The sequence below is a fragment of the Hamadaea sp. genome (genome assembly GCF_013362815.1).
GTDB lineage: Bacteria > Actinomycetota > Actinomycetes > Mycobacteriales > Micromonosporaceae > Hamadaea.
The window spans coordinates 39845-48761 of the sequence record NZ_JABFVK010000106.1 but is presented as its reverse complement, the minus strand read 5'-3'; the positions used below and the strand labels follow the sequence as shown (position 1 = coordinate 48761).

Here is an 8917-nt window from a genome sequence, read left to right as displayed (position 1 = left end):
GTGCCCACGGAGACGCCGAGGATCTCCGCCGTCTCCTCGACCGAGTAATCCAGGTAGAAGCGCAGTACGAGGACCGCGCGTTGACGTGGGCCCAGAGCGGCGAGCAGCCGGTCCAGGCGTTCGCGATCGGCGACCCGGTCGCTCGTCTCGACGATGCCGTCCGGGAGTAGGTCGGTCGCCTGTTCTCGCCGCCGCCACGGCCGGCGTCGTTCGTCGAGCCACGTACGCGTCATGACCTTCTGCGCGTACGCGTCGGGGTTCTCGGCCTGGGCGACCTGGCCCCAGTGCCGGTAGAGCTTGCTGATCAGGATCGAGACCAGGTCGTCGGCCTGGTGCCAGTCCCGGCACAGCAGGTACGCCGTCCGCCGCCAGCGGTCCATACGTGCCGTGACGTACTCGTGGAAGTCGTCCTCATCGGTATGTCGCACATTTCCTCCCCGTTCTCTGCGCATCATCCGCTCGCTGGAACGACGGAGCAGAGACGACGGGAGGTTGCATGGCATCAGGCGGGCGGGAGGGTCACCGTCACCACCAGCCCGCCCCCGGTACGCGACTCGGCGCGTACGTCACCGCCGTGCGCTCGGGCGATGGCCTGGACGATGGACAACCCGAGTCCTGCCCCGGGCACCTGGGGCGAGGTACGGCTGCCCCGGTGGAACGGCTCGAAGAGGGCCGGCACGTCGTACTTCGGGATGACCGGCCCGCTGTTTTCCACCACGAGCACGGCGTCGTCCCGGGAGAAGCAGGAGACGGCGACGAACCCGGACGGCACGTTGTAGCGGACGGCGTTGTCGACGAGGTTCTGCACCAGCCGCTCCAGCAGCGGCGGGTTGCCGGAGACGGCCGCCTCGTCAGTCGCGACCCGAACATCGAGGCCGTCGAAGTCGGTCACCGACACGACATGATCCACGATGTCGGCTACATCCACATAGGACCGCTCGGTGACCGCGCGTTCCGAGCGGGCCAGGACGAGAAGGCCGTCCAGCAGTTGCTCGTGCCGGGTGTTGACCTCCAGCAAGGTCTGGCCCAGCTGGCGGAACTCGGGCGTCGGCTCGCCCCGGTAGAGGGCGACCTCAAGCAATGACCGGTTGACCGTCAGCGGCGTACGCAGTTCGTGGGAGGCGTTCGCGACGAAGCGCCGCTGCCCGTCGAAGGCGTGATCGAGGCGCTCCAGCATGGTGTCGAAGGCATCGGCCAGCCGTTTGACCTCGTCCCGGGGGCCGGTGAGCGCGATGCGCTCGTGCAGGCCCCGATCGGCGGCGGGCGCGTCGGCGATGCGTACCGCGGTGTCGGTGATCTTGTCGAGCGGCCGCAGTAGGCGACCGGCCAGCAGCCAGCCGAACGCGGTCGCCGCGACGACTACGACCGCCAGCGCGATGCCGCCCCGGGCGAGCAGCGCGCTCAGCGCCTCGTCCCAGGCGGACTCCGAAATCTGGTTCACCAGCGCGCCGGCATCGCCGGGGCCGGCCGCCGTATACCCGACGTTGAAGCTGGGCGTCTGCCGGTCGGCGACGAGGAGGTAGGTGATGCCGAGCATCACGAGGCCGGCGACGAGGAACAGGCAGCCGTAGACGAGGGTCAGCCGGGCCCGGAAGGTCAGCCGCTTCATGGGACCCGGTACCCCACACCCGGGTCGGTGAGCACGATCGGCGGCTCACCGAGCTTGCGGCGCAACTTCAGGATGATCATGCGGATCGAGTGGGTGAACGGGTCGGCGTTCTCGTCCCAGGCCTTTTCGAGGAGCTGCTCGGCGGAGACCGGTGCGCCGTCGGCCCGCAGCAGCTCGGCCAGCACCGCGAACTCCTTGCGGGACAACGGAACGTAGCGGCCGTCGCGGTAGACCTCCCGGCGATGGGGGTCCAGCCGGATGCCGCCGCGCTGCAGGATCGGCGGCGCGGCCGGGCGGGCGCGGCGGCCCAGCGCGGTGACGCGCGCCGACAGCTCGGCGAACGCGAACGGCTTCGGCAGGTAGTCGTCCGCGCCCAAGGAGAGTCCCGAGACCCGGTCGGCGACGTCGGCCGAGGCGGTCAGCATCAGGACCCGGGTCTCGCCGCCGCTTCCGGCAAGCTCTCGGCATACGTCGTCACCGTGGACGACCGGCAGGTCCCGGTCGAGGACGACCACGTCGTAGTCGTTGACGCCGATGCGTTCCAGCGCCGCCCCGCCGTCGTGCACCACGTCGACCGCGTGTGCGTCCCCGCGTAGCCATTGGGCGACGGCGTCGGCGACCAGGGGCTCGTCCTCGACGACCAAGATCCTCATGAATCCCATGGTGACACACGGTGATGTCACTTCGCTGTCAACGAATTCGGTGACGGCCGCGAAAACCCCGGGCCGATCTACTGACCGCCGACACGATCCCTCCTGAAGGAGACAAATCATGAGGATAAGGGCAGCGATCGCCCTCGGCCTGCTCGCTTCGGCGGCATTGGCCGGATGCTCGAAAAGCGCGGGCGACGGCGTAGCGAGCGCCAACGGCACGGCCAATCCCGGGGTCAGCACAACCGCCACCGGTGCGGTCGACGAGAAGGCCCGGGCATTGCAGTTCGCCAAATGCATGCGGGAGAACGGCGTACCGAACTGGCCGGACCCGAAGTTCAACGACGGCGGCGGGGTGTCGATCGACGCGCCCGAGGGCGCGGATCCGACCAAGGTCGACGCGGCGATGCAGGCGTGCAAGCCCTACCTGCCCAACGGCGGCGAACCGAAGAAGCTCGATCCGGCTCGGCTGGACCAGCTGCGCAAATACGCCCAATGCATGCGCGAGCACGGCATCAAGAACTTCCCCGACCCGACCGACTACGGCTTCCAGCTCGACGGCAACACCTCCGGCATCGACCCAGCCGGCGCGGCCTTCCAGGCGGCCGACAAGGAATGCCAGAAGTACGCGCCCCCGCCCGTCGGTGAGTCCGCGGGCACGAACACCGGCAGCGGCAAGTGAGGCGCCGGCTTCTCACCACCGCCGGGACGATCGCAGTGCTGCTCGCGGTGGGCGTCGCCGTGATCGCGGCCAAGGGCATCGGTTCCGGCCCGTCGACGGCCGCGGCCGACAAGACGCCCCCGGCCACGGCGACGGTCACCCGCCAGACGCTCGTGGACAGCCAGACCGAGAGTGGTGAGCTGGGCTACGGCGACTCGGTCCAGGTCAACGGCAAGCTGCCGGGCACGATCACCGCGCTGCCCGCACAAGGCGCAATGGTACGCCGAGGGCAGCCGATCTATCGCGTGGACAATCTGCCGGTCGTCCTCCTTTACGGTGCGTTGCCCGCCTATCGGGCGCTGGCGGCCGGAGCCAAGGGACCGGACGTCAAACAGTTCGAGCAGAACCTGTACGCCTTGGGCTATCGGGGGTTCACCGTCGACGAGACGTTCTCGGCGTCCACGACGACGGCGGTGAAGAAGTGGCAGAAAGCGCTCGGGCTGTCGCAGACCGGTGTGGTGGACCTGGGCCGGATCTACTACGCCCCCGGACCCGTACGCGTAGACGCCCAGCAGGCGGTGGTCGGTGACTCGACCGGCCCCGGCCAGGCGGTGCTGAACACGACGGGTTCGCAGAAACTGGTCGGAGTCGAGTTGGCCGTGGCCGAACAGCGGCTGGCCAAGGTCGGCAGCGCGATCACGCTGAAGTTGCCCGACGGCAAGACCGTGCCCGGCAAAATCGTGCGAGCGCGTACTTTGATCAAGCCGGCCGAGGGCAACAATTCCGCCAAGACCGTGATCAAGGTGTCGGTCGCGCCCGACGATCAACAGGCGCTGGCCGCCTTCGATCAGGCCACCATCGACGTCGGCTTCACCGCCGGGAAACGGGAGAACGTCCTCACCGTTCCCGTTGCGGCGTTGCTGGCGCTGGCCGAGGGCGGGTACGGCGTACAGGTCGTCGAGGGTTCGGCCACCCGGATCGTCGCGGTGAAGACCGGACTGTTCGCCGACGGCCGGGTCGAGGTCACCGGGGACGGCCTGACCGAGGGAACCACTGTGGGGATGCCGTCATGACTTCGAATCGGGCGGATTCCGTGGTGGAACTCGACCGCGTCAGCAAGGCGTACCCAGGCGTCATGGCAGTGAGCGACGTGAGCCTGACGGTCGGGCGCGGCGAGCTGGTCGCGATCGCCGGCCCGTCGGGTTCGGGGAAGTCCACGATGCTGCACCTGATCGGCACGCTGGACCGGCCGTCGCGCGGCACGGTACGCATCGACGGCCTGGACGTCGCGCGGTTGTCGGACCGGCAGCTGTCGGCGGTGCGGGCGAGCCGGATCGGGTTCGTGTTCCAGCAGTTCCACCTCGCGGCGGGACAGTCCGCTGTGGACAATGTCGCCGACGGGCTGCTCTATTGCGGGATTCCGGCCCGCCAGCGTCGCCAACGAGCCGAGAACGCGCTGGTCAGCGTCGGTCTGGGACAGCGGCTGGACCATCGGCCGCATCAGTTGTCGGGCGGCGAACGGCAGCGTGTCGCCATCGCGCGGGCCATCGTCGGCGATCCGGCGCTGCTACTCGCCGACGAACCGACCGGCAATCTGGATTCGGCGTCCGGCGCGGGGGTGATGGGGCTGTTGCGCGCGCTGCACGAGGGCGGGACGACGGTCGTGATCATCACGCACGACCGGGAGATCGCCGACAGCCTGCCCCGGCAGATCCACATGCGAGACGGGCAGGTGGTCACATGAGCAGCCGCAGGCTGATCATCGGCTGGCACAGTTCGCCTCAGGTGAGCGCCGGCCGCAGGAAGGTGATCGCATGAGTTTGAGTCCTTCTCGCCTTCGCGCGGCTGACGTCTTGCGCGTCGGTTCGGCCGGACTGCGTACGCGGCCCTTGCGGGTCTTCCTGTCGGCGCTCGGGATCGCCATCGGCATCGCGGCGATGATCGCGGTCGTCGGGATCTCCTCGTCCAGCCGGGCGCAGCTGGACAAGCAGCTGGCGGCGCTCGGCACCAACCTGCTGACGGTCGCGCCCGGCGAGACGATGCTCGGTGGCCGGGCGACTCTGCCAGCCGTCTCGGTGCCGATGATCAGGCGGATCGGTCCGGTCACGGGGGTCGCCGCCGTCGGTCGCGTACCGGATCTCTCGGTGTTTCGCAGTGATCGGATTCCGGTGATTCAGACCGGTGGGATGTCGGTGCTGGCGGCGCAGCTGGATCTGCCTTCCACGGTCGCGGCCCAGCTCGCCGACGGAGTCTGGCTCAACGACGCGACCAGCCGTTATCCGGCGGTCGTGCTCGGGGCGTCGGCGGCCCGGCGACTCGGGGTGTTCTCCGTACGCGACGGCGTCCAAGTCCTGGTGGGTGGCCGCTACTTCACGGTGGTGGGCATTCTGCAGCCGGTCGCGTTAGCTCCCGAACTGGACAGCGCGGCGCTGATCGGGTTCCCCGCCGCGGAGTCCTATCTGGGCTTCGACGGGCTGCCGACCACCGTCTACACGCGTACGCGGGACGACGCGGTCACGGCGGTGCGGGCGGTGTTGGCCGCGACGGCGAATCCGGCCGCCCCCAACGAGGTACGCGTCTCCCGCCCGTCCGACGCGTTGGCCGCCCGGCAGGCCACCGACCAGGCGTTCACCGGGCTGCTGCTCGGACTCGGCGCAGTGGCGTTGCTCGTGGGCGGAGTCGGGGTGGCCAACACAATGGTGATCTCCGTCCTCGAACGCCGGGCCGAGATCGGCCTCCGCCGGTCGCTCGGCGCCACCCGAGGGCAGATCCTGGTGCAGTTCCTCGCCGAATCACTGCTGCTCGCCGCCCTCGGCGGGATCGGGGGAGTCCTCGTCGGCATCCTCGTCACCAGCCTGTACGCGCATACGCAGACGTGGCCGGCGGTGGTTCCGGCATGGGCCACGCTGGGTGGCCTGGCCGCCACCGTGGTGATCGGGGCGATCGCCGGGCTCTACCCGGCGATCCGGGCCGCCCGGCTCTCGCCGACGGAGGCGCTCGCCGCCCCGTGACTCGGTGTTTCCTGGAGCGGCAAAATGATCTAGGCGAGAAATGGTCGCCTGAGCCGCCATTTCTCGCCTAGATCGACTTGTTGAAGACGCGTGCTACGGGTCGATCACGACCGTGCAGCTGTACGTCCCGGGTGCGAGATCCTTGTACGCCTCCGAGGTGTCGTCGAACGCGTTCGGCGTACCGTCGGCCGGGTCGGGTGTGAGCCCGCTGCAGCTGATCTTCGCGGCGGTGCCGCCGGGCACCTGTGACGTCGAGCTGACCGTGATGGTGGTCAGCGGCTTGTTCACGAACGAGACGCCTTCACCGGCGTAGACGGTGTCCGCACAGGACGCCGCATTGTCGACGGTGACCATCTTGTCGGGCTCGCCGACGTAGTTCGCCGGGACGGTCTCGTGCACCGTGTACGAGCCGAAGAGCAGGCCGTCGAAGCAGGCCTGGCCGGTGGCGTCGGTCGCCTTCGTGACTCCGTTGACGGTGAACGAGACGCCGGACTGCGGCTGCGAGCCGGTCGGCGCGGCGGCGTGCTTCTCCGTCTTGGTGACCAGGATCGCGCCCCGCTTCCGCGGGTTCGTGACCGGGTCGAGGGTGACCGAGCCACCGGGCGTGATGGTGATGTGCTGGTCGATCGCGGGATCGTGGCCCGACGGGACGATCGTCTCGACCACCCAGTACTCACCGGATGGCACGTTGCTGATCGTGCAGTCACCGGCGGCGTCGGTGGTGCACTTGAACGCGGTCGCGGTGTCCCCGTTGTCGCGCGTACCCCCGGTCGGCGCGACGTCGGAGTAGAGCGTGAACTCCGCACCGCTCAGCGGCGTACCGGCGTCGTCCACCTTGTGGATCTTCACCGTGCCGCAGTTGGTGATGTTAACCGTCTGCGGTGGCACGAAGTCCTTGACCTCCGCCGGGAACGCCGACGACGAGCGGCTCTTCAAGTACGCCGAGCCGAACGACTCGCAGACGGTCGGCGAGAAGATCCCGGCGAGGGCGATCTGCGCCTCGCCGAACGTACGCGGGTCCAGCCCGCCGAGTCCGTCGGCTTGGGCGGCCGGGATCGCCGACGAGTTGATCGAGCCGGTGGCGAGGTTGGACGCGGTCAGGTTCATCGGCGCGCTCCACGCCGTGCCGCTCCACGAGCGCAGTGACAGCGTCGGCTGCGTACCACCCTTGTCGAGGTCATAGGTGATGAGCAGGTCGCCGGGTTGGCGTACCGGGGTCACTCCGTTGGCCGACTTCGTCTTGCTCTGGTTGAACTCGAAGTCCATGTTGGTCGTGCCGGACGGGTCCTGCACCCGGGCCCAGTAGAGGTTGAGGAACCCGGTGGTGGTGGTCCCCTCCTGGTAGATGCCGAAGTACTTCAGGTCGCTCTTGTTCGGCGGGATGCTCCCACTGACGACCGTCGGGACGGCGGTGTCCTCTTTGGTGCCCTGGCCGAACGACTCGTCGCCCGATCCGCTCGCCGTGTCCTGCTTGCGGATCTCGGTCACATTCGCCCAGTCGAGTGACGGAGCGGAGTGATCCACCTTGAGGTTGGCGTCGGTGTCGATCTCGAAATTGCTGCCCGCCAGGCTGACGTCCGGATGCGCGTACGCCTGGCTGGTGAAGGTGAATGCCGCGAAGATTGCGGCAGCGGACGCGATGGCGATGCGCACCCGCCGGCGACCACCCTGGGGCGGCCTGATTCCGATCATGGATTTGGCTCCTCTTCGGATGGGTCGTGCCTCACGACGACCCTGAACCGATAACGGTCCGTATACACAGTGGATACGCACCGTAGCGAGGAGTCAGTCGGGCAGCATCGGCATCTCGATGCCGGGGCTCTTGCCGACGAGCACCCCCCGCGTCACCGAACTACTGCCGAACCGGTCCCGGACTGCGTCGAGCGCCCCGTCGAGGGCGACCCGGTCGGGCGTGCCGAACGGCAGTTCCAGCTGCACGAAGTCCTGGTTCTCCAGGTTGCCGACGCTGATACCGATCAGCGTCAGACCGCGGACGGCGATCATCGGGCGAACCGAGCTCAGCAGGGATCGGGCTGCGGTGAGGATCTCCTCGGTCTGCACGGTGGGACGGCTGAGCGTACGCGATCGGGTGGCCCGGGTGAAGTCGCGGAACCGCATCCGCAGCACGACGGTGCGGCCCGGGCGGTCCGCTTTCCGCATGCGGCGGGTGACCCGGTCGACCAGCCCGGCCACCGTCGCGTCCAGCTCCTCATAGGACTGGTTGCCCCGGCCCAGGGCTCGTTGCGCGCCCATCGAACCGCGCCGGCGGCCGGTCTCGACCCGGCGCGCGTCCTTGTTGTGGGCCAACGCCCACAGATGCCGCCCGGCGTGCCCGCCGAGGATCGAGACGAGCGCCGCCTCGCCGATCCGGGCGACGTGCGCCACCGTCCGGATGCCGCGTTCGGCCAGCTTGGCCGCGGTCACCGGGCCGACGCCCCACAGCATCTGGACCGGCAGCGGGTGGAGGAATTCCAACTCGCGATCGGGTGCGACAGCCAGCAGCCCGTCCGGCTTGGCGACCCGGCTGGCCACCTTGGCCAGGAACTTCGTCCGGGCGACTCCGACCGTGATGGGCAAGCCGACCCGCTGGAGCACGTCGGCCCGCAGCCGGACGGCGATCTCGGTCGGCGTCCCGCTGATCTTCCGCAGTCCGCCGACGTCGAGGAACGCCTCGTCGATCGAGATCGGCTCGACGAGCGGGGTGATGTCCCGGAACACCGCGAAGACATCCTTGCTGGCCTGCGAGTACGCCGACATCCGGGGTTCGAGCACGATGGCGTCCGGGCACAACGCCCGCGCCTGACGACCGCCCATCGCTGTGCGTACCCCTCGGGCTTTGGCCTCGTAGCTGCACGCGAGCACGACACCGTGCCCGACGATCACCGGCTTGCCGCGCAGCGCAGGCCGATCGCGCTGCTCGACCGACGCGTAGAAGGCGTCGAGGTCGGCGTGCAGGATCGAGGCGCCCTCCATGCCGAGATGATAG

The 8917-nt window shown here is 69.0% G+C and carries 9 protein-coding genes; 4 read left to right on the top strand and 5 right to left on the bottom strand.

The window, feature by feature from the left end; genetic code table 11:
* From HOV77_RS33205 to HOV77_RS33195, 3 genes are all read right to left on the bottom strand, one after another.
* On the bottom strand, positions 1-428 hold a 428-nt coding region (locus HOV77_RS33205; protein ID WP_290869861.1), incomplete at its 3' end, for a sigma-70 family RNA polymerase sigma factor.
* Between the two features lie 74 nt (positions 429-502).
* Positions 503-1609 (bottom strand): HAMP domain-containing sensor histidine kinase, encoded by a 1107-nt coding sequence (locus HOV77_RS33200; protein ID WP_290869859.1) that lies wholly within the window; start codon positions 1607-1609, stop codon positions 503-505.
* Positions 1606-2262, bottom strand: a complete 657-nt coding sequence (locus HOV77_RS33195; RefSeq protein ID WP_290869856.1) for a response regulator transcription factor — start codon at positions 2260-2262, stop codon at positions 1606-1608. The genes HOV77_RS33200 and HOV77_RS33195 overlap by 4 nt, the downstream gene beginning before the upstream one ends.
* A gap of 118 nt (positions 2263-2380) precedes the next feature.
* On the opposite strand from HOV77_RS33195, the gene HOV77_RS33190 reads away from it, so the two are divergent.
* The 4 genes from HOV77_RS33190 to HOV77_RS33175 all read left to right on the top strand — a co-directional run bounded on the left by HOV77_RS33190 (position 2381) and on the right by HOV77_RS33175 (position 5931).
* Positions 2381-2941 (top strand): hypothetical protein, encoded by a 561-nt coding sequence (locus tag HOV77_RS33190; protein WP_290869853.1) that lies wholly within the window; start codon positions 2381-2383, stop codon positions 2939-2941.
* Positions 2938-3993 (top strand): peptidoglycan-binding protein, encoded by a 1056-nt coding sequence (locus tag HOV77_RS33185; RefSeq protein WP_290869850.1) that lies wholly within the window; start codon positions 2938-2940, stop codon positions 3991-3993. The genes HOV77_RS33190 and HOV77_RS33185 overlap by 4 nt, the downstream gene beginning before the upstream one ends.
* Before the next feature lie 20 nt (positions 3994-4013).
* The gene (locus HOV77_RS33180; RefSeq protein ID WP_290869867.1) at positions 4014-4664 is read left to right on the top strand and encodes an ABC transporter ATP-binding protein; all 651 of its coding nucleotides are present in this window, start codon (positions 4014-4016) and stop codon (positions 4662-4664) included.
* Positions 4665-4734: 70 nt separating this feature from the next.
* Entirely contained in the window at positions 4735-5931 is a 1197-nt protein-coding gene (locus tag HOV77_RS33175) for an ABC transporter permease (RefSeq protein WP_290869847.1), read from the top strand.
* A gap of 93 nt (positions 5932-6024) precedes the next feature.
* Here the strand turns inward: HOV77_RS33175 and HOV77_RS33170 are convergent, their stop codons facing one another.
* Together HOV77_RS33170 and dinB are read right to left on the bottom strand one after the other, a co-directional pair.
* Entirely contained in the window at positions 6025-7584 is a 1560-nt protein-coding gene (locus HOV77_RS33170; RefSeq protein WP_290869845.1) for a SpaA isopeptide-forming pilin-related protein, read from the bottom strand.
* A 132-nt stretch (positions 7585-7716) separates the two neighbouring features.
* Positions 7717-8904: a DNA polymerase IV gene (dinB, locus tag HOV77_RS33165; RefSeq protein WP_290869842.1), complete on the bottom strand. Its 1188-nt coding sequence runs from the start codon at positions 8902-8904 to the stop codon at positions 7717-7719.
* Positions 8905-8917 lie beyond the last annotated feature (13 nt).

What these genes read in the sequence shown, in the direction of transcription:
- HOV77_RS33200 (WP_290869859.1), bottom strand. Translation starts at nt 1,609, where the DNA reads ATGAAGCGGCTGACCTTCCGGGCCCGGCTGACCCTCGTCTACGGCTGC.
- HOV77_RS33195 (WP_290869856.1), bottom strand. Translation starts at nt 2,262, where the DNA reads ATGAGGATCTTGGTCGTCGAGGACGAGCCCCTGGTCGCCGACGCCGTC.
- HOV77_RS33190 (WP_290869853.1), top strand. Translation starts at nt 2,381, where the DNA reads ATGAGGATAAGGGCAGCGATCGCCCTCGGCCTGCTCGCTTCGGCGGCA.
- HOV77_RS33175 (WP_290869847.1), top strand. Translation starts at nt 4,735, where the DNA reads ATGAGTTTGAGTCCTTCTCGCCTTCGCGCGGCTGACGTCTTGCGCGTC.
- dinB (WP_290869842.1), bottom strand. Translation starts at nt 8,904, where the DNA reads ATGGAGGGCGCCTCGATCCTGCACGCCGACCTCGACGCCTTCTACGCG.